At 67.3% G+C, this 23,522-nt stretch carries 27 protein-coding genes and 1 tRNA gene; 20 read left to right on the top strand and 8 right to left on the bottom strand.

Annotated features, from left to right (window positions below; all coding sequences use genetic code 11):
- The first annotated feature begins 1 nt into the window (after position 1).
- The 3 genes from METRZ18153_RS0106930 to METRZ18153_RS0106920 are packed head-to-tail and all read left to right on the top strand — an operon-like array spanning position 2 to position 2,312.
- The gene (locus tag METRZ18153_RS0106930) at positions 2 to 532 is read left to right on the top strand and encodes an SRPBCC family protein (protein WP_020164039.1); all 531 of its coding nucleotides are present in this window, start codon (positions 2 to 4) and stop codon (positions 530 to 532) included.
- Entirely contained in the window at positions 532 to 1,332 is an 801-nt protein-coding gene (locus tag METRZ18153_RS0106925; RefSeq protein ID WP_020164038.1) for a quinoprotein dehydrogenase-associated SoxYZ-like carrier, read from the top strand. The genes METRZ18153_RS0106930 and METRZ18153_RS0106925 overlap by 1 nt, the downstream gene beginning before the upstream one ends.
- On the top strand, positions 1,329 to 2,312 hold the full coding sequence (locus METRZ18153_RS0106920; protein WP_020164037.1) for a S1 family peptidase: 984 nt from the start codon (positions 1,329 to 1,331) through the stop codon (positions 2,310 to 2,312). Before METRZ18153_RS0106925 ends, METRZ18153_RS0106920 begins: the two co-directional genes overlap by 4 nt.
- Before the next feature lie 19 nt (positions 2,313 to 2,331).
- Here the strand turns inward: METRZ18153_RS0106920 and METRZ18153_RS0106915 are convergent, their stop codons facing one another.
- Complete coding sequence (locus METRZ18153_RS0106915) at positions 2,332 to 2,565, bottom strand: hypothetical protein (RefSeq protein WP_020164036.1); 234 nt, start codon at positions 2,563 to 2,565, stop codon at positions 2,332 to 2,334.
- A gap of 214 nt (positions 2,566 to 2,779) precedes the next feature.
- Between METRZ18153_RS0106915 and METRZ18153_RS0106910 the strand changes: the two genes are divergently transcribed.
- From METRZ18153_RS0106910 to METRZ18153_RS0106885, 6 genes are all read left to right on the top strand, one after another.
- Positions 2,780 to 3,571 carry a peptidyl-prolyl cis-trans isomerase gene (locus METRZ18153_RS0106910; RefSeq protein ID WP_020164035.1) on the top strand — a complete coding sequence of 264 codons (792 nt, stop codon included), beginning with the start codon at positions 2,780 to 2,782 and terminating at the stop codon, positions 3,569 to 3,571.
- Positions 3,568 to 3,909 carry a hypothetical protein gene (locus METRZ18153_RS0106905; protein WP_020164034.1) on the top strand — a complete coding sequence of 114 codons (342 nt, stop codon included), beginning with the start codon at positions 3,568 to 3,570 and terminating at the stop codon, positions 3,907 to 3,909. The genes METRZ18153_RS0106910 and METRZ18153_RS0106905 overlap by 4 nt, the downstream gene beginning before the upstream one ends.
- 4 nt (positions 3,910 to 3,913) lie before the next feature.
- Entirely contained in the window at positions 3,914 to 4,345 is a 432-nt protein-coding gene (locus METRZ18153_RS0106900; RefSeq protein WP_020164033.1) for a hypothetical protein, read from the top strand.
- 123 nt (positions 4,346 to 4,468) lie between these two features.
- Entirely contained in the window at positions 4,469 to 5,377 is a 909-nt protein-coding gene (locus tag METRZ18153_RS0106895) for an NAD(P)-dependent methylenetetrahydromethanopterin dehydrogenase (RefSeq protein ID WP_020164032.1), read from the top strand.
- A 104-nt stretch (positions 5,378 to 5,481) separates the two neighbouring features.
- Positions 5,482 to 7,620, top strand: a complete 2,139-nt coding sequence (locus METRZ18153_RS0106890; protein ID WP_020164031.1) for a PAS domain S-box protein — start codon at positions 5,482 to 5,484, stop codon at positions 7,618 to 7,620.
- A gap of 141 nt (positions 7,621 to 7,761) precedes the next feature.
- Positions 7,762 to 8,241: a hemerythrin domain-containing protein gene (locus tag METRZ18153_RS0106885; protein WP_020164030.1), complete on the top strand. Its 480-nt coding sequence runs from the start codon at positions 7,762 to 7,764 to the stop codon at positions 8,239 to 8,241.
- An 86-nt stretch (positions 8,242 to 8,327) separates the two neighbouring features.
- Here METRZ18153_RS0106885 and METRZ18153_RS0106880 read toward each other — a convergent pair.
- A tRNA-Ser gene (locus METRZ18153_RS0106880) sits at positions 8,328 to 8,417 on the bottom strand.
- A gap of 89 nt (positions 8,418 to 8,506) precedes the next feature.
- Complete coding sequence (gene serS, locus METRZ18153_RS0106875; protein WP_020164029.1) at positions 8,507 to 9,859, bottom strand: serine--tRNA ligase; 1,353 nt, start codon at positions 9,857 to 9,859, stop codon at positions 8,507 to 8,509.
- 142 nt (positions 9,860 to 10,001) lie between these two features.
- Between serS and METRZ18153_RS0106870 the strand changes: the two genes are divergently transcribed.
- Positions 10,002 to 10,268 carry a hypothetical protein gene (locus METRZ18153_RS0106870; protein ID WP_020164028.1) on the top strand — a complete coding sequence of 89 codons (267 nt, stop codon included), beginning with the start codon at positions 10,002 to 10,004 and terminating at the stop codon, positions 10,266 to 10,268.
- A gap of 68 nt (positions 10,269 to 10,336) precedes the next feature.
- Here METRZ18153_RS0106870 and METRZ18153_RS0106865 read toward each other — a convergent pair whose 3' ends face one another.
- Together METRZ18153_RS0106865 and METRZ18153_RS0106860 are read right to left on the bottom strand one after the other, a co-directional pair.
- On the bottom strand, positions 10,337 to 10,714 hold the full coding sequence (locus METRZ18153_RS0106865; RefSeq protein WP_020164027.1) for a DUF423 domain-containing protein: 378 nt from the start codon (positions 10,712 to 10,714) through the stop codon (positions 10,337 to 10,339).
- Positions 10,715 to 10,758: 44 nt separating this feature from the next.
- The gene (locus tag METRZ18153_RS0106860; protein ID WP_029143604.1) at positions 10,759 to 12,153 is read right to left on the bottom strand and encodes a hypothetical protein; all 1,395 of its coding nucleotides are present in this window, start codon (positions 12,151 to 12,153) and stop codon (positions 10,759 to 10,761) included.
- 280 nt (positions 12,154 to 12,433) lie between these two features.
- On the opposite strand from METRZ18153_RS0106860, the gene METRZ18153_RS0106850 reads away from it, so the two are divergent.
- The gene (locus tag METRZ18153_RS0106850; RefSeq protein ID WP_020164024.1) at positions 12,434 to 13,018 is read left to right on the top strand and encodes an IMPACT family protein; all 585 of its coding nucleotides are present in this window, start codon (positions 12,434 to 12,436) and stop codon (positions 13,016 to 13,018) included.
- 134 nt (positions 13,019 to 13,152) lie between these two features.
- Here the strand turns inward: METRZ18153_RS0106850 and METRZ18153_RS0106845 are convergent, their stop codons facing one another.
- A complete protein-coding gene (locus METRZ18153_RS0106845; protein ID WP_020164023.1) occupies positions 13,153 to 13,812 on the bottom strand; it encodes an alpha/beta hydrolase in 660 nt (219 codons plus the stop codon).
- A gap of 112 nt (positions 13,813 to 13,924) precedes the next feature.
- On the opposite strand from METRZ18153_RS0106845, the gene METRZ18153_RS20025 reads away from it, so the two are divergent.
- The 4 genes from METRZ18153_RS20025 to METRZ18153_RS0106825 all read left to right on the top strand — a co-directional run bounded on the left by METRZ18153_RS20025 (position 13,925) and on the right by METRZ18153_RS0106825 (position 16,537).
- Positions 13,925 to 14,431 carry a GAF domain-containing protein gene (locus METRZ18153_RS20025; RefSeq protein ID WP_020164022.1) on the top strand — a complete coding sequence of 169 codons (507 nt, stop codon included), beginning with the start codon at positions 13,925 to 13,927 and terminating at the stop codon, positions 14,429 to 14,431.
- A 1-nt stretch (position 14,432) separates the two neighbouring features.
- On the top strand, positions 14,433 to 14,843 hold the full coding sequence (locus tag METRZ18153_RS0106835) for a response regulator (RefSeq protein WP_020164021.1): 411 nt from the start codon (positions 14,433 to 14,435) through the stop codon (positions 14,841 to 14,843).
- A gap of 46 nt (positions 14,844 to 14,889) precedes the next feature.
- A complete protein-coding gene (locus METRZ18153_RS0106830; RefSeq protein WP_020164020.1) occupies positions 14,890 to 15,141 on the top strand; it encodes a hypothetical protein in 252 nt (83 codons plus the stop codon).
- 94 nt (positions 15,142 to 15,235) lie between these two features.
- Positions 15,236 to 16,537, top strand: a complete 1,302-nt coding sequence (locus METRZ18153_RS0106825) for a tetratricopeptide repeat protein (RefSeq protein WP_020164019.1) — start codon at positions 15,236 to 15,238, stop codon at positions 16,535 to 16,537.
- 6 nt (positions 16,538 to 16,543) lie between these two features.
- Here METRZ18153_RS0106825 and METRZ18153_RS0106820 read toward each other — a convergent pair whose 3' ends face one another.
- Both METRZ18153_RS0106820 and METRZ18153_RS0106815 read right to left on the bottom strand, forming a co-directional pair.
- A complete protein-coding gene (locus METRZ18153_RS0106820) occupies positions 16,544 to 17,182 on the bottom strand; it encodes a hypothetical protein (RefSeq protein WP_020164018.1) in 639 nt (212 codons plus the stop codon).
- A gap of 394 nt (positions 17,183 to 17,576) precedes the next feature.
- Positions 17,577 to 19,520: an ATP-dependent DNA helicase gene (locus METRZ18153_RS0106815; RefSeq protein WP_020164017.1), complete on the bottom strand. Its 1,944-nt coding sequence runs from the start codon at positions 19,518 to 19,520 to the stop codon at positions 17,577 to 17,579.
- Positions 19,521 to 19,653: 133 nt separating this feature from the next.
- Between METRZ18153_RS0106815 and fumC the strand changes: the two genes are divergently transcribed.
- From fumC to METRZ18153_RS0106790, 5 genes are all read left to right on the top strand, one after another.
- Positions 19,654 to 21,081 (top strand): class II fumarate hydratase, encoded by a 1,428-nt coding sequence (gene fumC, locus METRZ18153_RS0106810; protein ID WP_020164016.1) that lies wholly within the window; start codon positions 19,654 to 19,656, stop codon positions 21,079 to 21,081.
- 56 nt (positions 21,082 to 21,137) lie between these two features.
- Positions 21,138 to 21,386 (top strand): DUF2789 domain-containing protein, encoded by a 249-nt coding sequence (locus METRZ18153_RS0106805; RefSeq protein WP_029143603.1) that lies wholly within the window; start codon positions 21,138 to 21,140, stop codon positions 21,384 to 21,386.
- Positions 21,387 to 21,453: 67 nt separating this feature from the next.
- Positions 21,454 to 21,873, top strand: coding sequence for a YidB family protein (locus METRZ18153_RS0106800; protein WP_020164014.1), 420 nt, complete (start codon positions 21,454 to 21,456; stop codon positions 21,871 to 21,873).
- 370 nt (positions 21,874 to 22,243) lie between these two features.
- The gene (locus METRZ18153_RS0106795) at positions 22,244 to 22,936 is read left to right on the top strand and encodes a PEP-CTERM sorting domain-containing protein (RefSeq protein WP_020164013.1); all 693 of its coding nucleotides are present in this window, start codon (positions 22,244 to 22,246) and stop codon (positions 22,934 to 22,936) included.
- Positions 22,937 to 23,237: 301 nt separating this feature from the next.
- Entirely contained in the window at positions 23,238 to 23,501 is a 264-nt protein-coding gene (locus METRZ18153_RS0106790; RefSeq protein ID WP_020164012.1) for a hypothetical protein, read from the top strand.
- Positions 23,502 to 23,522 lie beyond the last annotated feature (21 nt).

Here is a 23,522-nt window from a genome sequence, read left to right as displayed (position 1 = left end):
CATGAAAGCCCCGCTGTCCGTTCTCACCTTCGCACTGTTCGCACCGCTCGCCGTGGCGCACGGACCGACGCCGCAGAAGATCGACGAGTCGGTCGTCATCGCCGCGCCGCCGGCCGCCGTTTGGGCGGTGGTCGGCGACTTCGCCGGCATCGCGAAGTGGAATCCGGCGATCAAGGCCTCGTCGGCCGACCGCGGCAACGAAGCCGGTTCGACCCGCACGCTGACGCTGCCGACCGGCACCGTGACCGAACAGCTCGACGACTACGACGCGGCCGCGATGAGCATGAACTACCGCTCCGGCAACGCCGACCCGGCCGTGCTGCCGGTCAGTTCCTACTCCGGCCGGCTCACCGTCAAGGCCGAAGGCAGCGGCAGCAAGCTGGTGTGGCAGGCGCGCGGCTACCGCGCCGACACCGGCAACGATCCGGCCGCCGGCATGGACGACGAGAGCGCGGTGAAGGCGCTGCGCGCGCTGATGCGCCCCGGCCTCGACGCGGTGCGCACGCAGATCGAAGCGTCCGCCAAACCCTGATGAACGCGCTGCCGACACTGCGGGCGGCGACCTCGCCGGCGCGCTGGCTGCTGGCGGTGTCGCTGTTCGTCGGCGCGCTGCCGCCGGCGTCGGCCGATGCGGCCTGGCCGAAAGTGCGCAGCGCGCTGTTCGGCGAGCGCAGCTTGCACACCGACAGCGCCGTGCTGGCGCTCGAAGCGCCGGACCGCGCCGAAGACGCTTCGATGGTGCCGGTTGCGCTGCACGTGGGCCCGGCGGGCGGCGCACTGCGCACGCTGTGGCTGCTGGTCGACGAGAACCCGTCGCCGCTCGCCGCGCGCTTCACGCTGCACGACGCGGTGGTCGGCAGCATCGAGACGCGGCTGCGCGTCGAGCGCTACACCATGGTGCGCGCGATCGGCGAAACCGACGACGGCCGGCTCTACATGGCCGAGCACTTCGTGCGCGCCGCCGGCGGCTGTTCGGCGCCGATGGGTCCGGCAGACGACGGCGAGGCGGCGATCGGCCGCATGTCGATGCGCCGCTTCGACACGGCAGGCGGGCGCAGCGAGGTCGAACTGCGCATCCGCCACCCGAACCACTCCGGCCTCGAGGTCGATCTGGACACGCGCGGCTACGTCGCCGCCGACTACGTGCGCGCACTGCGCCTGCTGCAGGACGGTCGCCCGCTGCTCGACGCAGAGCTCGACATTTCGATCAGCCGCAATCCCTATCTGCGCTTTGGCATCGCCGCCGATGCGCGCCACCTCGACGTGCAGGTCGACGACAGCCGCGAACGCCACTTCAACGCACGCTTTCCGCCGGACACCGCCACGCCGTGAAGCGCCGGCTGCTGATCGTCGCCGCCTGTATCGGCGCCTCGACCGCGACTGGCGCCGCGCCATCAGCCGAAGCCATGATGAAGATGTCGCGCGCCGTGCTGAAGGTGTCGGCACTGGGCGACGACGACAATCTGTCGGTCGGCTCGGCCGTCGTGATCGGGCCGGACAGCGCACTGACCAACTGCCACGTCACGCGCCACGCCCGCATCATCGTGCTGTCGCGCGGGCTGGCGCGACACGCGGTGGTCGGCCAGCGCGCCGACGTGTCGCGCGACCTCTGCCTGCTGCGCACCGCCGAGCCGCTGCCCTACCCGGCGGTCGAGCTGCGCCCGACTCGCACCCTGGCGCTGGGCGAACGCGTGCTCGCCCACGGTTACTCGGGCGGCATGGAAGCGCATTTTGCGCGCGGCCTCATCGTCGATCTGCATTCAGCAGGCGGCAGCCACGTCATCCAGACCTCGGCCGGCTTCCTGCAGGGTGCGAGCGGCGGCGGACTGTTCGACGAGGAAGGCCGACTGATCGGCATCACCACCTTCCTGACCAGCGCCGGCCGCACCGAGTACTTCGCGATGCCTGCCGACTGGACCGACCGCCTGCGCGAACGCGCCGAAGAGGCGCCGAAGCCACTGCCCGGTTCGGCGCTGTGGGCGCAGTTGCCAGCACATCAGCCCTGGTTCATGCGCCTGCTCGAACCGTTGTCGCGCAAGGACTGGCCGACGGTGGCGCAGATGGCCGACGAGTGGATGGAGGCGGAGCCGCACGCGCCGGCCGCCGCGCTGATGTGCGCCCGCGCGGCGCGCGCACTGGCGCGGCCGGCGCGCATGTCGCAGTGCCTGCAGCAGGCGCTCGACGGCGCGCGCGACAGCGAGATCGAACTGACGCGCATCGCCGCCTGGGCGCGCAGCGAGGGGCTGGACGAGGCCGTCGCCGCCAGCACGACGGCGCTGGCACGGCTGCGTCCGCTGCCGCGCGGCGACTGAAGCCGCCCGCCGGCCGGACTCAGCCCGCCGGCACGCCGGTCCGGTTGACCTGGCTGTAGAAGATCTTCTGGTTGTGCAGGCTGCCGAGCAGCTCGTTCAGTTCGTGGATCAGCGCATCGTTGCCGGCACTCGCGGCCACGTCGCCGCTGGCGACCGCGACCTGCGCCAGACAGCCGATCTTGTCGCGCAGCGCGTCTTCGATCAGGTCGATGTGGCGGATCGTGAGCTGGAAGGTTTTCTGGTGCTTGGACATGAGGGTTCTCCCTGTGCCGCCGCCTCGTGAGCAGCGGGTGTTTACGAGAACCGACAGCGTAATCCTTTCGTGCGCCGCAACAAGCCCCCGCAGCGAAAGAGGGTCAGGGGCAGTCGGGACATCCTCACCGGAATCCGGGGCAGACACCGCCTGCAGCGACGTCCGCAGTCGCGGATAGTGCTTTCCTTTTCCGTCACGTCCGCACATCGAAGCCATGCATCGCAGCCGCCTGCTCGCCACCGCCCTAGCCACCGCTCTTGCCACACTCGTCGCCCTGCCGGCCGTCGCCGCCACCGACACCGTTGTCACGGTCAATGGCCGGCCGGTACCGCGCGCCCAGCTCGATTTCATCATCAAGGAGCAGATCCGCCAGGGCCGTCCGGCCTCGCCCGATCTGTCGCGCCAGGCGCGCGAGGAACTGATCGGGCGCGAAGTGCTGGCGCAGGAGGCGGAACGCAAGCTCGGCCGCAGCGAAGCGCTGAAGACGCGCATCGAATTCATGCGCCAGCAGGCGCTGCTGAACGCGCTGCGCGAGGACTTCTTCCTGAACACGCAGCCGGCCGACGCCGAGGTGCGCAAGGTCTACGACACGTTGTCGAGTCGCGCCGGCGAGCGCGAATACCGGGTGCGCCACATCCTGGTCGCCGACGAAGCACAGGCAAAATCGCTGCAGGACCAGCTGGGCAAGGGGGCGCGCTTCGAGGATCTGGCGAAGGCCCACTCGAAGGACAGCGACAGCGCGCCGGCCGGCGGCCTGCTCGAATGGACGCCGGAGGGGCAGTTCTCGCCCGAATTCGCTGCCGCGCTGCCGCAGATGACGCGCGGCAAGGTGGGCGACGCCCCGGTGCGCAGCGGCGCCGGCTGGCACCTGATCCGGCTGGAGGACGTGCGTCCGGCGCAGCCGCCGCGTTTCGAGGACGTGAAGCCGCGCATCGTCGAGTCGCTGATCGAGCAGAAATGGCGCAGCTACGTGAAGGAACTGCAGGCGCGCGCGGTGGTGAAGTGAGGGCAGCCTGGTCACTGCTGGCGCTGTGCTCGGCCACGGCCGCAGCCAGCGACGTCGATCATGCAGCGCACGCCGCGCTCGAATGGGTGGCCGAGCCCGAAGCTCAGTGCGTGCAGCTGGGCGGCACGATGACCGGCCTGCGCAATCGCGACCGCAGCCGCACGCTGCGGGTGTGGGTCGAGCGCTGGTACCTCGACGTACTGACCGCCGACCGCAGCCGCCACGACCTGCCGCCGGACGGCAGCGTCCGCCAGCTCGGCTGTTCCGAAACCCGTTCCGGCGCCCAGCGCTGGACAGTGGTCGACGCCCGCTTCCTGCCGACCGGCGAAGCGCAATGAATCGATGAAACAGTTACTTGCACTCATTCTTCTGGCCGCGGCGACGACCGGCGCACAGGCGGGAGAGCCGCCCGAACGCGCTTATGTGCGCGCCGGCACCGACCGGCTGATCCGCGCCTGTACGCAGGACGGCCACACGCTGAGCCTGCTCGCCAGACCGGGCGTCGAGGTGGCACGGGGCGAAGCCGCCCCGGCCGGACTGCCGGTCGACGCCTTCATGCAGGGTATTACCGAACAGGTGACGCAGCTGACCCGCGCGGTGCCGCACGCCGACTTCCTGCGCCCCGACAGCGCGGGCGCCCGCGCGCTGAGCGACGCGGTCGAGACCTGGATGGACGCCTTCAACCGCAGCCACGGCACGCGGCTGGCCTGGGCAATCAGCGACTTTGGCGTCAGCGACGCGCCGCAGGCCGCCTGCCGGGCGCCGGCGGACTGAAGGCCTGCCGATTCAAGTTGTCGTCCCCCACCGTCGATATGACTGGTCTGTACGCCGTGCGCCGCAGCATCCCGCGCGGTACGGCGACAGCCACACGCCATGGTGGAGCGAGGAGACAACTAGATGACCCAACGCATACTCTATTTCCTGGTGCCGGGCAGCAATATCAGCCCCTTCGACGTGACCATCGCCGCCGATGCGGGCTTCGATCAGGTGATACCGCTCACCGGCATCCGCCCGGAGAACGTGACCGCGCTGGTACAGGACGCCATCTTCTGTCGCCCGCCCAATCGCTTCAACGACACCGGCATTTTCATCGGTGGCCGTGACGTACATATGGCGACCGACATGTTCCAGTCCGCCAAGAGCGCCATGGTCGGCGACTTCCAGGTCGGCGTGTTCGCCGACCCGAACGGCGCCTACACCACCTCGGCCGCCGTGGTCGCGCTGGTCGAGAAGGCGGTCAATGCGAGCACCGGCTCCGGTCTGGCCGGGCGCACGGTATCGGTGTTCGGCACCGGCCCGGTCGGCCTGTGCACCGCCATCCTTGCCGCACGACAGGGCGCGAAGGCGCGGCTGTGCCAGCTCACGGCCGACGACGACTCCAAGGCGGCGCTGCGCTTCTGCGAGCGCTACAACGCCAAGGTCGAATGGGTGTCCGCTGAAACCCACCGCGACAAGGTCAATGTGATCGCTGACAGCGAAATCGCCGTCAGCGCCGCCAAGGCCGGCATCCGCATCCTCGATGCCGAAGTGCTGGAGGCCGGCGGCAAGCTGATCGCCTGTGCCGACACCAACGCCGTGCCGCCGTCCGGCATCGAAGGCATAGGCGTGAACGATCGTGCGATTCCGGTCGAAGTCGGCCCGGCCCGCTTCCTCAGCATCGGCCCGCTGGCCATCGGCAGCCTGAAATACAAGACGCAGTTCGGTCTCTACCGCTCTATTCAGACCGGCTCGTCGCCAGCGCTGATCGATTTTCCCGAGGCGTATGCGTATGCGCTGCAGGAGCTGGCGCAGAGCAAGTCCGCGTGAGCGGGACCGAGCGCTTGTCATGGCGCGCATGACAAGCGCACCATAGGCGGCCGGCGGGTCGGCGCCCTGAGGCGCTGCATGCTGCGGATGGAGGTGCGGACGGCGTGGACAGCAATCCGGGGCTGAACATTACGGGCACGGAAACCGTCATCGGTCAGGGTACCGGTGCCGACGGTGCGGTTTTCCGCACCCTGCTCGACCGCATGACCGACGGCGTGTTCATCGCCCGCGACTACCGCTTCATCTTTGCCAACGCCGCGCTGCCGCGCATGCTCGGTTACGAGCACGACGACTTCGTCGGACTGGGTTTCGACGCGGTGGTGGCGCCGGACTTCCTCGAACTGTGGGTGCAGCGCTTCCGGCAACGGACCGGCGACGGCGAAGAACCGCCCGGGCGCTACGAACTGCGCTTCCGCATGAAGGGCGGCCGGCGCGAACTGCCGATCGAACTGAACGCGAGCCGCGTCGTGTTCGACGGCCAGCGCTGCGTGCTCGGCATCGTGCGCGACATGTCGGGCCGCAAGCTCGCCGAACACGCATTGCGCGAGAGCGAACAGCGCTTCCGCGGCACCTTCGACCAGGCCGCCGTCGGCATTGCACTGATGGACCTCGAAGGCCGCTTCCTGCGCGTCAACCCGAAGCTGTGCGACATCCTCGGCTTTCGCGCCAGCGAACTGCGCACGCTGACGATGGAGGCCATCACCCATCCGGAAGACATCTCGCTGGACATTCACCCGCTGCGCTGCGTGCGCAGTGGCGAACAGACCACCTACTCGATCGAGAAGCGCCTGCTGCACAAGAGCGGTACCGCCACCTGGGCGCGCCTGACGATCTCTCTGCTGCTCGATGAGATGGGCGCCCCCTCGCACTTCATCGCCGTGATCGAGGACGTCCACGACCGCCATCTGGCGCAGACCGCGCTGGCCGACAGCGAACTGCGCCACCGCCTGCTGATGCACAACCTGCACGCGGCCGTGCTGGTCTGCGCGCCCGACGCCCGCATCCTGTACGGCAATCCGGAAGCCTGCCGCATCCTGCGCATGGATTCGGCGCTGCTCGCCGGCCGGACGATCGCCCAGCTTGGCTGCCGCTTCATCGACCAGAGCGGCGAGGCGCTGGCACCGGAACGCGATCTGGTGCGCCGCGTGCTCGTGTCGGGCCAGGAAATGAACGACGTCGTGGTCGGCGTCCGTCACGACGACGCGGATACGCTGTGGGTGCTGGTCCACGCCTACCCCGAGTTCGACACCCAGCATCGTCTGCGACACATCGTCGTCATGTTCGTCGACATCACCGACCGCAGCCGGCTCGAGGCCGAGCGCGATGCCGACCGTCAGCTCAAGACCGCAGCGCTGAACGCCATCACCGCCCACGTCGCCGTGCTCGACAAGCGCGGCGTCATCGTCGAGACGAATTCCAGCTGGCGCGCCTTTGCCGAGCGCGGCGGCTACACCGGCAACATGACCTTCGTCGGCGTGAACTACCTCGACGCCCTCGCCCGCTGCGACCGCGACGAAGCCCCCCATGCAGAGGCCGCGTGCGAAGGCATCCTGTCGGTCATGCTCGGCCGGTCGGCGCTGTTCCAGATGGAGTACGCCTGCCACGCGCCGCACGAGCGGCAGTGGTTCAGCCTGAAGGTGACGCCGATGGACGCGGCGCGCGAACGCGTGCTGCTCAGCCACGAGAACATCACGCGCATCAAGCTGGCCGAAGAGGCGGTACGCATCCTGGCCAACACCGACGCACTGACCGGCCTCGCCAACCGCCGCCATTTCTTCGAAGTCGCCGAGGAGGAGTTCGTGCGCGCCCGCCGCTATGGAACGCCGCTCACCGTGCTGATGGCCGACCTCGACCACTTCAAGCGCATCAACGACCATTTCGGCCACGCGGGCGGCGACGCCGTGCTGTGCAGTTTCGCCATCATCCTGTCCAGCCTGCTGCGCGATTCGGACAGCGCAGGTCGTCTCGGCGGCGAGGAATTTGCCGTATTGCTTCCGCACACCGCACTGGACGGCGCGCGCGCCTTCGCCGAGCGCCTGATGGAGCGTGTCGCCGAAAACCCGCCCGAATTCGACGGCCAGCCGGCGCACTACACGCTGAGCATAGGCATCGGCGAACTGATGCCCGACTGCCTCGATTTTTCGGCCCTGCTGCGCAAGGCCGACGAAGCGCTCTATCGCGCCAAGAGCGGCGGCCGCAACCGGGTCGAGTACGCCCCCGGGCCGTGCAACGACGCGACCTAGGCGCGTACGACCGGCCCCGCGCCCGATCAAGGGGATGTGACCCGCACGCGGCCCGCAGGGCACCCGCTTTGCTAGCGAGTGCCGGCGGGCGCCGCCAAGGCTCCTCGCACACATCCCATCTACTGACCGGAGATTCCCGACATGAAGGCCGATTCGTCAAACTCATCCCCGCGCAAATCGCAGGAGGCGCTGACCCTTCTTCGCGCCGACCACAAGCACGTCAGCGAACTGTTCGAGCAGTACGAGGCCGCCCGCACAAGCGCTCAGAAGAAGAAACTCGTGCATGAAATCTGTACGGAGCTCGACGTGCACGCCCAGATTGAAGAAGAAATCTTCTATCCGGCTGTAAAAGCTGCACTGAAGGACAAGGAACTGGTACCCGAGGCGACCGTCGAGCACGCGTCATTGAAAGACCTGATCGCGCAGATCAAGGACGTCGAACCGGACGGCGAAATGTACGACGCAAAGGTGAAAGTGCTCTCCGAGTACGTGAAGCATCACGTGAAAGAAGAACAGAACGAAATGTTCCCGAAGGTGAAGGACACCGATCTCGACCTTTCGGAACTGGGCGAGCAGATGAAACAGCGCAAGGAAGAACTGCTTTCGGCCGTCGCGCAGTGAGCAACGACTCCGCGTTGCGGCTGCCGGACAACGTGCCGAGAGGGCAACAAAAAAGCGCCCCGAGAGGCGCTTTTTTGTGTGGTGTCTGGCGGAGAGGGTGGGATTCGAACCCACGGTAGACTTGCGCCTACGCCTGATTTCGAGTCAGGTACATTCGACCACTCTGCCACCTCTCCGGGTTACTGCGAACTTCGTGGTCGCGAAGCGGCGCGCAGTGTAGCACAGGGGTCGCGCCGGCGGAAAGCGTCGGCGCGATTTTTGCGTGTCAGGCGCCGAGGCGCTCGACGCCGCCCATCCACGGGCGCAGCGCTTCCGGCACGACGACCGAACCGTCGGCCTGCTGGTAGTTCTCCAGGATCGCCACCAGCGTGCGACCGACCGCGAGGCCGGAGCCGTTCAGCGTGTGCAGGATTTCGTTCTTACCCTGTTCGTTCTTGAAGCGCGCCTGCATGCGGCGGGCCTGGAAGGTTTCGAAGTTCGAGCAGGACGAGATTTCGCGGTAGGTGTTCTGCGCCGGCAGCCACACTTCGAGGTCGTAGGTCTTGGCGGCGCCGAAACCCATGTCGCCGGTGCAGAGCGCCACCTTGCGGTAAGGCAGTTCGAGCCGGCGCAGGATGGTTTCGGCGTGGCCGGTCAGTTCCTCCAGCGCGTCCCACGAGCGGTCCGGCGTCACGATCTGCACCAGTTCGACCTTGTCGAACTGGTGCTGGCGGATCATGCCGCGCGTGTCGCGGCCGTAGGAACCCGCTTCCGAACGAAAGCACGGCGTGTGGCAGACGAACTTCAGTGGCAGATCATTCGCCTTCTGGATGGTATCTCTGACAATATTTGTAACTGGCACCTCGGCCGTTGGTATCAAGTAGAAAAAACGGTCCTTCGGACGCCCGATGGAGTCCGATCTACCTGACGCCTCAACATCCCTCAACTCCTGAGCCGGGGGGTCTTCGAGGCCGAACGGGATCTTGAACAGGTCCTGCTCGAACTTCGGCAGCTGGCCGGTCCCGAACATGCTGTCGGCGTTGACCATATAGGGCGCGTACAGCTCGGTGTAGCCGTGTTCGGTGGTGTGCGTATCGAGCATGAACTGGGCGAGCGCGCGGTGCATGCGGGCGATGCCGGCGCGCAGCAGCGTGAAGCGCGCGCCGCTGATCTTGGTCGCGGTTTCGAAGTCGAGGCCGCCGAGTGCAGTGCCGACGTCCACGTGGTCCTTCACCTCGAAATCGAAGCTGCGCGGCGTGCCCCAGCGCAGCACCTCGACGTTGTCCGCCTCGGACTTGCCCACCGGCACCGACTCGTGCGGCAGATTGGGCAGCGAGGCGACGAAGGCCTGGATGTCGGCCAGCAGCGCGGCGAGGCGCTCTTCACCGGCCTTCAGCGCGTCGCCCAGCCCGGCCACCTCGGCCATCACCGCCGACGTGTCCTCGCTCTTGGCCTTGAGCTGACCGATCTGCTTCGATGCGGCGTTGCGCTTTGCCTGCAGGTCCTGGGTGTCGGTCTGGATGCGCTTGCGCTCTTCCTCCAGCGACTGGAAGCGGGCGACGTCGAGCGTGTAGCCACGCAGGGCGAGTCGTTCCTGAACGAAAGCAAGCTGGCTGCGCAGCAGTTGGGCGTCTAGCATGAAAGGAAACCTGTGGCTGATGGAACGGATGTGAGCGGCCCCGCATCCGGCAGCCGTCGTCACATTGCAACGCAAAATTCTAACAGCGACCGCCGTCCGGGGCGGTATAGTGCCCAGGCCCCACACCTTTCACGCGAACGTCATGTTGTCACTGCGCGACTGTCTCGATCACAGCAATCTGAGCGAACTGGAAGTCGACGTGCTCGCCGACTACACCGGCCTGCCGACCATGCTGGCCGCCACGCTGGCGGGCGCCATGCTGCAGAGCGACGGCGGCGCCGACCTGATGCTGCGCATCCTGCAGGACGCGGAAAAGCAGGCCTCGCAGCGCCTCGACATGGAGCAGCGGGCACGCACCAAGGCAGCGGTCGAGCGCTTCTGCGCGGTGCACCGGCCCGAACTGCACTGAGCGCACGGCGCGGCCCCTTCCGGAAGCGGTCGTCTCTCGGCCGGGCGGGAGGTGGTGCCCTCGCCGTCTCAGCGCCTGACGGCGATTGCCAGCACCAGCCAGCCGGCGATGAAGGCAAGTCCGCCCAGCGGCGTCACCATCCCAAGTGCGCGCACACCGCTCAAGGCCATCGCGTAAAGACTGCCGCTGAACACGACGATGCCCAGCAGCATCAACCAGCCGGCAACGCGCAGCGCCCCTGAATCACGCAGGTGAATGGCCAGCAGGCCGACCAGCCCGAGCGCCAGCGCGTGCCAGAAGTGGTACTGCACCGCGGTCTGCCACACCGCAAGCATGTTCTCGTCCAGCCGCGCCTTCAGCGCGTGCGCGCCGAAGGCGCCGAGCATCACGGCGAGTGCGCCGGTCAGCGCTGCGAAGAAAAGAAAACGGCGGGCATCGGCAGACATCGAAAAGGTCCAGTAAGCAAAAAAAGGCGGGCGACTGCGGCAGCTCAGAGGCCGGCAGCGCGATCGAGTTCAGGTATCAGTCGTTCGTCCACCTCGCGGCGGAAGCGCGAAAGCCTGCGGCCGCGCACCGCGTAGATCCACATGAAGAGCGAGGCGACCACCAGCAGCGCCGGCAGACCGAACCATACGAGCAGATGGCCGGTCACGTCCCAGCCGTCCTTGACGACGCGCAGTGCATCGGCGCGCACGCCGATCCAGATGCAGGTGCCGACGAACAGCGCGGCCAGCGCCCACACCGGCCAACTGCGCAGTCCGTAAGGCTTCTTCGCGTTGTTGCCGAACCACATCGTGGTGCGCATCGTGTGGTTGCGCATGAACAGCCACGGTCCGCCGGTCTTACCCGGCTTCTGTATCCACGCTGCGGTCATCCGGTGGCCGTCGCGCGCACCCGAGTCGGCGTCGGTCAGTTTCACTTCGACCTCACCGCCGACCGGCCCGACCAGGAAGAAGCGCTCGTGCAGTACGCTGCGCGACGAACTGGTGACCGGCGTGTTGTTCTGTCCGCCACTGACCGTGGTGATCGTCTCGATGCCGCGGCTGTAACCCTGGATGTCGCCGGCGAACATATCCAGTTCGTAAGGCGCCGACGACACCAGCTTGCGCGCATTGCCGCGGTCCAGCGACACGTCGCGCAAGGTCTGGCGCAGCGCCAGCACGATGAGCATCATCGCAGCGCCAGCGGCCAGCAGCAGCCCGGGCATCACGTCGTCGAGCAGCTCGCGTGGCTTGCGGTAGGTGCGCACGTCGCCCACCAGCAGACTGGCAACGAGGTCGAGGCCGATGTCGGTACCGGCGGTGGCGTAATCGAGTATGCCGGGTTCGCTGTAGTCGGCGCCGGCCACCCGACCGGAGCATGGCGGGCCATCACCGAAGCCGGCCGGCAGCGGCGTGCCGGCGGGCAGCTTCAGCGCCCGCTGCCACAAGGTGCCATGCACCTTGGGCACCCAGCTGCGCTGCCATTCGGGCGCGAAGTGACGATCCATGACCACGCGGTAGAACTCGGCCGAGAACACGTACTTCTGCTGGCAACGCGGATAAAGATATTTCTCGCAGTGATCGCCCTCGCAGCTGCTGCCGGAGAACTTCGCCGTCTCGCGTGCGTCGATGCGCTCGCGTGCAGCGCGGTATTCGCCGAGGCGGCGCTTCACGTCCGGCGCCAGCCGGTCCGCATCGAAGGGCTTGGGCGACAGGCTCTGCACCACGCCGTCCATGATCTGCAGCACGGCACTGGTCTGCGCCGCAGTGTCGCGCTCGCTGCGTCCCTGCACCGCCGACTCAACCTGCTTCACCGTCGGCATGCCCGACAGCCAGTCAGTCTGCGCCTGCGCCGCGCCACTCAGCGCGCCGCAGACCGCCATCAATACGAACATGCCACGCATTCCGCTCTCCCCCGGAGCATCGCCAACCGCGCGTTGGCCACGCGCGGAGCATACGCAAGGGCGTTCGCCCCGTACAGCCGCGGCGGCGCATCGCCTGCGAACCAGATGGCATCGCGATCGCGCTGCAGGCGGCGATGCCGCGGCTCGACGCCGGGCTGCCGCCGGAACGGCTTGAGCTGGCGCACTGGATGCTGGAACACGACGAGAGGGGCGAGCAGGAGGCCATGCTCTGACGCATTGAAACCCGGCCGGGGGCGCACTGCGCTAAGCTTGCCGCCCCATGCCGAACACCCTCGCCAGCGCGGTCCACAGCGACCTCACGATCAAGAAGAGCCGCTTCATCGGCTGCGTCGAGCCGATGCGCGACCGCGCTTCGGCGCAGGCGCGCGTGCTCGAACTGTGGCGCCAGCACCCGGGTGCGACCCACGTGTGCTGGGCGCTGCTGGCCGGCGGTCAGTCGGCGGCGGTCGATGACGGCGAGCCCAGCGGCACGGCCGGCCGGCCGATGCTGGAAGTGCTGCGCCATCAGGATCTGGAGGGCGTGCTGGCCACCGTCGTGCGCTACTACGGCGGCATCAATCTCGGCGCTGGAGGTCTGGTGCGTGCCTACACCGACGCGGTCGCGTCGGCGCTGACCGGTGCGGTCAAGGTGCCACTGACCAAGCTGCGCATGCTCCGCTGCACCCTGCCCTATGCGCTCGAAGGTACGGTGCGGCGAGAGATCGACGCCGCTCGCGCCACGCTGGTCGACGTCACCCACGACTCGGTGGTCACGATGACGATCAGCCTGCCGGAGCCCGACGCGGCATCGTTCATCGCCCGCCTCAACGACGCCGGACAGGGGCGGATAGGCTGGGTGGACTGAACTGAAGAGCCCAGCCGCTGCAGGAGCGATCTTCCGACCGCGACAGTGCCCCTGATCGGACACCGCCCCGGGTCAAGCACCTCAACGATGCGAGCATCGCGTTCGCAGAGGCGCCTGCGCGGAAGGCAACGCCGTCAGGCCAGCACGCGCAGCAGCCAGCGGTTGATGTCGCGGATTTCCTCGATGCTCACTTCGTGGTCGATGTCGTAGTCGTGCCACTCGTAGGGCACGGCCAGCGCGTCGAGCACCTCGCGCGTGGCCAGCGCGCGGTCGATCGTGACCACGCCGTCCTGCGTGCCGTGCGCCAGGAAGACCGGCACGTCGGCGTTCGCTTCGCTGCGCTCATCGGCGGTCGCGGCCGCCAGCGGCAGATAGCCGGAAAGCCCGACGATGCCGGCCAGCCGCTCGGCGTGCCGCAGCCCGGCGAACAGCGCCATCGCGCAGCCCTGCGAGAACCCCATCAGCACGATGCGCGACGCCGGCACGCCACGTTCGACCTCGCGTGCGATCAGCGCATCGACCAGCGCCTGCGACGCGCGCACGTCGGCCTCGGCTTCCTGCCCGGCGCCTGGCGCGTAGAGGTCGAACCAGGCGCGCATGATGTAGCCGCCGTTGCGCGTGACCGGGCGTTCCGGTGCGTCCGGCAGCACGAAGCGCACCGGGCCGACGGCATCGAGATCCAGCCGCCGGCACACCGGCACGAAGTCGTTGCCGTCGGCGCCAAGACCGTGCAGCACGATGACGGTGGCGATCGGCGCATCGCCGCTTTCGAGTTCGATCAGATTGACGGTCATTCCCACGAGGCCTTGCGAAAAGTCCGGGCGACACGGTACGGTGCGGCCGACGGATGTGCAACCGGAAGGCGCCTCCTTCCGCCCCTCAACTGTCTGTCCAGTCGAGTTGACCATGAAGCAGCCCCCGATCCCCGAGAACGAAAGCGAACGACTTGGCGCGCTGCGCGCGCTGCTTCTGCTCGACACACCGCCGGAAGAGCGCTTCGACCGCATCGTGCAGTTCGCGGCGCGCGAGTTCGACGTGCCGATCGCGCTCATCTCTCTGGTCGACGAGAACCGTCAGTGGTTCAAGTCCCGCGTCGGTCTGGACGCCTGCGAAACATCGCGCGAAGTGTCCTTCTGCGGCCATGCGCTGAGCATGGATGTGCCATTGGTGATCGAGGATGCGCTGCTCGACGAGCGCTTCGCCGACAACCCGCTGGTAACCGGCCCACCGCACATACGCTTCTACGCCGGCGCCCAGTTGCGTCTGGCGTCCGGCCTGGTCGTCGGCACGCTGTGTCTGATAGACCAAGCACCTCGCAGGCTCGATGAAATGGATCTGGGCATACTGGGCAGCCTGCGTGCGCTGGTCGTCGAGGAACTGACCGCGCGTCCGCGCGGCGCAGGAGGCGCCTGACGTGGAGAGAAGCGCGCACCGCACACGACGCCCGCTGCTGCTCGTGATCGAGCCGGATTTCATGGTCCGGCGCACCATCGCACTGGTGGCCCGCGACCTCGACATCGCCGACGTCCACGAAACGAGTGGCAGCGACGCCGCAGCATCGCTGCTCGCCACTGCTTCCTACGATGGCGTTCTGGTCTGTATCGACGACCGGGGTTACGCCCTGATCGAGCAGTTGCGGAGTGGCAGGACGCTATGCAGCGCACGTACGCCGCTGGCGGTAACGATGAGCAGTTGTGGCGTGGAGGACGTACAACGCCTGCGCGATCTGGGCATCGATCATGTGTTGCTGCGCCCGTTCAAGGTCAAGGCCGTACTGCAGGCACTTCAGATGCTCAGCCGGGCGCGTGTCGACAACGCTGTGTGAGCGGACGCATGCGCGGTACAGTGCTGCACTTCCATAGGAGACTGCAATGAAGACACTGACCGTACGCGTGACCGCCGAGCTGCAGGTGCCGGACGACTGGACCCTGGCCGACCACGCTTCCGGCATGACGGTGCTGAAGATCGGCGACCAGTTCGTCGATTTCGACATCGCACCGCTGTCCACCCGCGACGACGAACCCGATTCGATGTGGACCGACGACGACGAGACCCTGACCAGCCGCGTGCTCGACTGCGTGATCGAACTCGACACCGACCTCGAACTGGCCTATCAACAATGAAGACCGGGCGTGACACCGGTCACGCCCCGCCTGTCTCCAGTCCGCAGCGGAGTACGTAGATACGCCTGTGTTCAACCACCACAGGAGTGAAACGATGTCCCTGAACAACCCCGCCGGCCTCGCGCTCACCGGTGCGACCGCCCGCAGCATCGAACTGCTGGAACAGGCCGAGCACGAACTGCGCTGTTTCATCGGCGACCCGGTCGCCACCGTCGACCGCGCGCTCACCGAGGCGCCGGACATGGTGATGGGCCACGTGCTGCGTGCCTATCTGCACCTGCTCGGCACCGAGCCGGCCGGCATTCCGGTCGCCGCCGCCGCCCACGCCACGGCGGCGAAGCTGCCGGCGAACGAACGCGAAAGCCGCCACCTGCGTGCGGTCGCGCTGATGACCGCGGGCCGCTGGCGAGCCGCTGCGCGCGTGCTCGAAGACATCGCGATCGATCACCCGCTCGACGTGCTGGCGCTGCAGGCCGGCCAGCAATGCGACTTCCTGCTCGGCGACTCGCGCATGCTGCGCGACCGCATCGCCCGCGCCCTTCCAGCCTGGAGCATGGACATGCCGGCCTGGCACGCGGTGGCCGGCATGCTGGCTTTCGGACTGGAAGAGACCGGCGACTACCTGCGTGCAGAGCGCTACGGCCGGCAGGCGGTCGAGATCCAGCCGCGTGACGGCTGGGCGCAGCACGCGGTCGCGCACGTGATGGAAATGCAGGGCCGTCGCCGTGACGGCATCGCCTGGATGCGCGCCGCACCTCAGGCATGGGCACAGGACAGCTTCCTCGCCGTGCACAACCACTGGCATCTGGCGCTGTTCCATCTCGGCGTCGGCGAAATCGACGAAGTGCTCGCGCTGTTCGACGAGGCCGTATTCGGCCGCGCACCGGGCCTCGTATTCGACTTCATCGACATGTCGGCGCTGCTGTGGCGGCTGCATCTGCGCGGCATCGATGTCGGCGAACGCTGGCAGGCCGTGGCCGATCGCTGGGCACCGATGGCCGCGCGCAGCCTCTACGCCTTCAGCGACATGCACGCGATGATGGCGTTCGCTGCCACCGGCCGCACCGCGCAGATGCGCAGCCTGATCGACGCACAGGAAATGGCGCTGGCAGGCGAAGGCGACAACGCCGGCTTCATCGCCGAAGTCGGCCGTGCCGCCACGCGCGGCATCGCCGCCTTTGGCGAGGGCGACTACGCGAGCACCGTGCGCCTGCTGCGGCCGATCCGCCACGTGTCGCACCGCTTCGGCGGCAGCCACGCGCAGCGCGACATCATCGATCTGACGCTGATCGAGGCGGCGCAACGCGACGGTCAGCGTGCGCTGGCCGAAGCCCTGCGCGCCGAGCGCGCCTTCGCGAAACCGGAGCCGGACGCGCCGCGCGTGCGCAGTGCCTGAGCGCGCTCAGGACGAAGGTGGCGGCGGGGGCGGCGACCCGAGGTAGCGCTGGTCCGACCAGGTGGCCAGCCACTCGGGCACGAAGGCGACGAAGACCGCCACCAGCATGCCGGTCAGGAAGGCGTCGCCCCAGGCCATCAGCCAGCGCGCGACCAGTGCGTGCTCGACGGCGACGCCGCCAAGCAGGTGGTGGATGAACTCGTAGGCCGCACCGGCCGCAAAAATGCTCATCGCGGTACCGATGAAGCCGCGACCCAGCACATAGATGAAGGGATGCGCCGGCAGGCCGCGGCGCAAGGCTTCGCCCAGCGCCAGTGCCAGCGTGGCCGGCACCAGACCTATCCACACCAGCTGCGACAGCACCGCGGCGAAACCGAGATCGCCGAGCAGCCACACCGCCAGCGCGACCAGCACCAGTTCGATCACCGCCAGCGGCCAGCCGAACATGAGCACCAGCAGGCAGGCGCCCGAAAGCTGGATCGAGATGCCGCTGGGCAGCATCTGCGGCAGCACCCACAGCAGCGACAGCACCACCAGCGAAGCCGCCCACGGCGCCCCGAGCGGCCCGGCCAACATGCGCCAGGGCCGCATGAGTGCGCTGACGCCGAGCGCCAGCAGCAGCAGACAGATTTCGATTGCGAACACACCGCCTCCCGATCACACGCCGCGCAGTGTGGCACGCCAAGACGCCTGCGTTCATGACGTGAAGCAAGCGCCCGGCATCGCCGGAGCGGTACCGGCAGTAAGCAGCAGCCGCGGGCTTCGGTTCAGGCCGCTGTCGGGGTCAGAAGACCCCTCCCACAGACCCCGCTCCCGGGCTCCAGCCGCCGTTCGGGCGCCGACCCGTGGGAGCGGCCTTGGCCGCGACACGGCCGCTGCGGACCGCCAGCTTCGACGCAAGCTGCCGTCGGGGTCCGAAGCCCCCTCCCACAGAGCCCCGATCCCGAGCTCCAGCCGCCGTTCAGGCGCCGACCCCGTGGGAGCGGCCTTGGCCGCGACGCGGCCGCCGCGGACCGCCGGCTTCGACTCCCGCCAGCTTTCAGCCGGCAAGACTTTCAAGAAACTGCACAGCGACGTCGGCGCTGCGGGTGCGGCGCATCGGCGGCAGACTGCGCCAGATCACCTTGCCGTAGTGCTTCTCGACCAGCCGCGGGTCGCACACCATCAGCACGCCGTGGTCGCGCTCGTCGCGGATGAGGCGGCCGGCGCCCTGCTTCATGCTGATCACCGCGTGCGGCAGCTGGTATTCGGAAAAGGCGTTGCGCCCCTGTTTCTTCAGGTGTTCGATGCGCGCCGACAGCACCGGGTCGTCCGGCGGCGCAAACGGCAGCTTGTCGATGATGACCAGCTGCAGCGCGTCGCCGCGCACATCCACGCCTTCCCAGAAGCTCTGGCTGGCGACCAGCACGGCGTTGCCGGCGGCGCGGTGGCGGTCCAGCAGTTCGCTGCGCGTGGCCTGGCCCTGCATCAGCAGCGGCCGCTCCGGATCGTAAGCCGACAGCTTGTCCTCGATCAGCTCGTGGATGCGCTTCATCGCGCGCAGCGATGTGCACAGCACGAATACGCCGCCGCGGCAGGCCTTGATCAGCGGCCAGGCGGCACGCGCCACGGCTTCGGCATAGGTCGGCGCCGACGGCTCCGGCATGTTTTCCGGGGCGTACAGCAGCGCCTGCTGTTCGTAGGCGAAGGGGCTGCCCCACTGCGCGGTTTCGGCGTTGTGCAGCCCCAGTTCGCCGCAGTAGTGGCCGAAATCGTTGCCCACCGACAACGTGGCCGAGGTGAAGATCCAGGCACGCGGGTTGTCTTCCATCTGCCGGCGGAAGATGTCGGCCACCGACAGCGGCGTGGCGTTGAGCGCCAGCGCCTGCGTATAGACCTCGGCCCAGCGCACGCGGTCCGACTGCTCGCCCGCTTTCTCGCCCGCCTGCCAGCGCTCGACGCGGGCGATCAGGTCGAGCGCGCGCTGCCAGCACTTCTCCAGCCCCTCGCTGCGCGCCGCCTGCGTTTCCAGCAGACCGGCCAGTTCGTTCAGCGCCTCCAGCACGGTGGCCAGCGCCGGTGCGAACGCCGGGCGCTCGTCGATCTGTGCCGCCGACAGCCGCACGTTCTCCTCGCGGAATACCAGCCGCAGGTCGCGCACCGCCTTCACCATGCGCTCGGCCGATTCCGGCAGCTGCTTGAAGTCCTTGGCGCCGACCAGCGCCTCGGCCCGCGTGTCGCGCGCCAGCTCGAGCATCTGCGAGGTCGATACCGATTCGCCGAAAAACAGGCTGGCGGTCTCGGCGAGCTGGTGCGCTTCGTCGAACACGACGGCGTTGCAGGCCGGCAGCAGTTCGGCCACGCCCTCGTCGCGCAGCATCAGGTCGGCGAAGAACAGATGATGGTTCACCACCACCACGTCAGCCTCCATCGCCTCGCGGCGCGCGGCGGTGACGAAGCATTCCTTGGCGTTCGGACAGTCCTGGCCGAGGCAGTTGTCGCGCGTAGAGGTCGCATGCGACCAGGCACCCGACTCTTCCGGCACCTCGCTGCACTGCGCCTTGTCGCCGGTGCTGGTCACCTTGGCCCAGCGGGCAATGGCCTGCAGGTGAGAGGCGTCTTCACGCGAGCCGAAACGGCCCTCCTGCAGCGAACGTTCGAGGTGGTAATGGCACAGGTAGTTGGCGCGTCCCTTGAGCAGCGCGATGCTGACCGGCACGCCGAGCGCACCGCGCACGGTCGGCAGATCGCGGCCGTAGAGCTGGTCCTGCAGCGTCTTGGTGCCGGTAGACACGATCACCTTGGCGCCGGACAGCAGCGCCGGCACCAGATAGGCGTAAGTCTTGCCGGTGCCGGTGCCTGCCTCGACCACCAGCACGCTGCGGTCGGCGATGGCCTGGGCCACGCGTTCGGCCATTTCGGTCTGCTGCGTGCGCGGCGTAAAACCGGGGATGGCGCGGGCCAGCGGGCCGTCGGGTGCAAAGGTGGCGGGAATGTCGGACACGGAGAGGGATGAAGTGCGGAAGACGGCTGAAACCGGCCCGGAGTGTACCGCAGCACCGTCGTCATCACACCGGCGGCCGGACCGTGGCGTCGTCATGTCCTATCCTGAAAACTGGCTTCGAAGAGAGACCGCCATGGATACCGCCACGCAGCCGCCCAACGTCACCCGCACCGAACACGATTCCTTCGGCCCGATCGAGGTGCCGGCAGACCGCCTGTGGGGCGCGCAGACGCAGCGCTCGCTGCAGCACTTCGCGATCTCGACCGAGCGCATGCCGCGCGAACTGATACACGCGCTGGCCGCGGTCAAGCGCGCGGCGGCGCTGGCCAATGGCCGGCTGGGCAAACTGCCGGCCGAGCGCATGACCGCTATCGTCGCTGCCGCTGACGAGGTGCTCGCTGGCCAGCATGACGACGAGTTTCCGCTGTCGCTGTGGCAGACCGGCTCCGGCACGCAGACCAATATGAATATGAACGAGGTGCTGGCCAACCGCGGCTCGCAGCTGATGGGCGGCGACTGCGGCGAGGCGCGCACGCTGCACCCGAACGACGACGTGAACATGGGCCAGTCGTCGAACGACGTGTTCCCGACGGCCATGCACGTGGCCGCCGCCTACGCCGTCCGGCGCGCGCTGATGCCGGCACTCGACGCGCTGCACGCGCAGCTGGCCGACAAGGCGGTCGCCTTTGCCGACATCGTCAAGATCGGCCGCACCCATCTGCAGGACGCCACACCGCTGACGCTGGGCCAGGAATTCTCCGGCTACGCCGCCCAGCTCGCGCTGGCCCGCTCGGCCATCGTTGCAGCACTGCCGGCAGTACATGCGCTGGCGATCGGCGGCACCGCGGTTGGCACCGGCCTGAACACCCATCCGGAATTCGGCACCCGGGTGGCGAACAAGCTGGCCGACGGCACCGGCCTGCCCTTCGTCTGCGCCGACAACCCGTTCGCCGCGCTGGCCGGGCACGAGCCGTTGGTTGCGCTGCATGGTGCGCTGAAAACGCTGGCCGTCGCGCTGAGCAAGATCGCCAACGACATCCGCTGGCTCGCCTCCGGCCCACGCAGTGGTCTGGGCGAACTGGCGCTGCCGGAGAACGAGCCCGGCAGTTCCATCATGCCGGGCAAGGTGAACCCGACCCAGTGCGAAGCGCTCACGATGCTGTGCGCCCAGGTCATCGGCAACGACGTCGCCGTCACGATGGGCGGCGCCTCCGGCAACTTTGAACTGAACGTCTACAAGCCGCTGATCGCCGGCGCCGTGCTGCAGAGCATCCGCCTGCTCGCCGACGGCATGCGCAGCTTCGACGCCCACTGCGTCGCCGGCATCGAAGCGCGGCGCGATCGCATCGCCACGCTGATGCAGCAGTCGTTGATGCTGGTGACCGCGCTGGTGCCGCACATCGGCTACGACCGCGCAGCGAAGATCGCCGCCCGCGCCCACCGCGAAGGCCTGACCTTGCGCGAGGCGGCGCTTGCCTCGGGCGACGTGAGCGGCGAGCAGTTCGACCTGTGGGTGACGCCCAGCGCAATGGTGGGCGAACGCGCGTCGGGCACGCAATGAACTTCGCACGCATCACGCATTCGTACCTGAAGTACCCACTCAGTCAGGAGAACGTCATGGACATCAGCCCGCATTCGATGGAAACCCTGTTCGCCCAGCTCGGTCTGCCGAACGACGCGCGGTCGATCGAGCGCTTCATCGCCACTTGTGGCCATCTCGACAATGGCGTCCCGCTGCACGAAGCCCGCTTCTGGAATCCCGCCCAGGCCGCCTTCCTGCGCGACGCCGTGGCCCAGGACGCCGACTGGGCGGAAACGGTTGATACGCTGAACACCCGGCTGCACACGCGGCCACTCATAGGCTGAAAGCCTTGCCTCCCACTCGTCACGCGGCTGGCGTAATCTGCCCTTTCATTCACTGAAGGAGAACGTCATGGGACTTTTCGACTCGATCGCCGGACAGGTTGCCGGCGCGCTCGGCGGACAATCCGGCGCCGGCGGCAACGCCGCACTGATCCAGGCCGCGATGAGCCTGATCAACAGTCCGCAGATCGGTGGCCTGCAGGGGCTGATCGCGAAGTTCCAGCAGGGCGGCCTGGGCGACGTCATCGCCTCGTGGCTGGGTTCCGGCCCCAACCTGCCGATCTCCGGCGACCAGATCAAGGCCGTATTCGGCGCCGAACAGATCGGCGGTGTCGCCCAGCAGGTCGGCATGTCCTCGCAGGAAGTATCCTCCGGTCTCGCCGGCCTGCTGCCGCAGCTGATCGACAAGCTGTCGCCCGACGGCAAGGCGCCCGAAGGAGATGCGCTGCAGGCGGCGATGGGGGTGCTGGGTGGATTGCTGAAGTCGTAAGGCACCCAATGCGTGCGGCGCCTGTATCAGACGCCACATGTGAGCTCAGCGCGCCTCATGCCGCGCGGATGGCACGAGCAATACGATAGCCGCGGAGACATCGGGTCTGATCACCGTGATTTGATCGCAGAGCGAGTCCGCTGGTCAGCAGACTGGACGCACGCGATGATCGCGGCTGATGCACACAACAGAAAACTCCCGGTGTTCGCCAGTGCGTTGCGACGCAGAGTCGATTCCTCTACGCGTGTCAGAAATCCTTACAACCCATGCGATGCTCTGGGACCCAGGAACCTCAAGACGTACGCGTAATCAGCATTGGATCAGTTCTTGCTAAGAGGGGCAAACTGAGTCAATCCTGAAGGTTTCATTGATGAAAATTCGCGCATCAGCTGCTCTTCTCTTTTCTCTGGCCCTCTCCTCAACTCCCAATGCTGTCGCGGCGTGGCAAACGGTGAGCTTTGAGAAATTCACTCTCGCCTACTCAGATGTCGCGCTGGGCAATGGTCTCGATTTCACCTTCTCGGACGAAGATCACATTGAATTCGGTTGGAACATCCCTCCCGATTTTGTCGCCGACAGTTCGGGCTCCAATCAAGAGTTCGGCTTGGTCAGCTTCAGTGTTTTTGCGAACGAAGGTTTCAGATTCACCGGGGAAGTATCGGTATTTGTCGGAAACCTGCCTTTCGTCGAAGCCGGTGCCTGGACGTCCCCGACCCTGACAGGCGAAGTACTGATTGATGGGCTTGGCGCACCGGCGGGGATGATCTTCGGTTCGATGAACAAGACGGTCACTTACGCGACCGACGCGTTGCGTACGGGCTATTACAGTTATGCCGCTAGTTTTGATCATGGATCCTTCTCTTACCTTTCTCTGATGCCGCTCAACCTTCATGCAGGGATTCCCGATCCCGGCGCCATCATTTTCAGCACAGGGCAAGCTGAAGTCCGTTTTTCGCTCGCTTTAGCGCCGGTACCCGAACCGTCGACATACGCAATGTTCATGATCGGACTTGGCGTGTTGTCGCTGCTCTCCGCCCGCAGAGGTCCGCGGCAGGACATCTGAGCCAGCCCCCGCGCCGAAGTGGCGTTCCAAACGATTGCGCCCGAGGTTCCACTTGGGCGCAACCGTCATCGTTGTTTGCGTCAACAATCATGGGGTTGAATCGCCCCCCCCCGCGGACCAATCTCGTAAATGTCCGACACCCCGAAGGCGAAGCGCTCGGCCGACGCAATACAGATCGCATCTGACAGGACCGATAAGATGTCCTGCCGTGCGGCCTGCCCGAGGTCGCTGATGCGATCCGAACTGCGCCAGGAATGAGCACGGCCACGCACATCTTATCGATGCACCGCTCGGATCAAGCATGACGCGTAAGTACCGACCGCTGTCGAGGCGGATTCCCTCCCCCGGGGTCGTTCTGCCGCTCGTGGCATCGCTGCCGTTCTTCTGGCTCTGGTACTCGCGTTACCTCAGGATCGACTTCAATGAACTTGGCCGCCACTACGACGCGGCGACGCAGACAGTGCACACCGACGCGGCCTTCGTGTGGTGCCTGCCGGCGCTGGGTTGCCTGCTGATCGCCTTAGTCAATCTGGTGCGTACTGCGAGACGCAGGGCCTCACGCTGACAGTGCGCCGTATAGACGAGT

This window comes from Methyloversatilis discipulorum (genome assembly GCF_000385375.1).
In the GTDB taxonomy this organism is placed as follows: Bacteria; Pseudomonadota; Gammaproteobacteria; order Burkholderiales; family Rhodocyclaceae; genus Methyloversatilis; species Methyloversatilis discipulorum_A.
This window is presented reverse-complemented; position numbering and strand designations above follow the sequence as displayed.